The sequence below is a fragment of the Streptomyces sp. NRRL S-1022 genome, assembly GCF_000720135.1.
Lineage (GTDB): Bacteria > Actinomycetota > Actinomycetes > Streptomycetales > Streptomycetaceae > Streptomyces.
Genome location: NZ_JOIU01000162.1, coordinates 1 through 338 on the forward strand (window position 1 = coordinate 1; position 338 = coordinate 338).

Consider the following 338-nt stretch of genomic DNA (forward strand, 5'->3'; position numbering starts at 1 on the left):
CTTGGGCGCGAACACCCGCTCCAGCCGCTCGGGTTCGATCTCACCGACCACACCGGCGTCGAAGACACCCGCCGCGTGGACTACGGCGGTCAGCCGGGGCCCGCTCCCGGTCACGCCGGTGAGCAGCGCGGCCACCGCGTCCCGGTCGGTCACGTCACAGGCGGGCACCGTGACGGACTCGGCGCCCAGCGCCTCCAGCTCCGCGACCAGCTCCGGCGCCCCCTCGGCCGCCAAGCCACTGCGGCTGACCAGGACCAGGTGCCGGATGCCGTGCCGGGTCACCAGGTGCCGGGCCAGCACACCGGCCAGCGAACCGGTACCACCGGTGATCAACACCG

Annotated in this window: 1 protein-coding gene; it reads right to left on the bottom strand. The window is 74.3% G+C overall.

The annotated features are described in order from the left end of the window. A partial coding sequence (locus IG05_RS43290; RefSeq protein WP_158839171.1) for an SDR family NAD(P)-dependent oxidoreductase occupies positions 1 to 338 on the bottom strand: 338 nt, incomplete at both ends.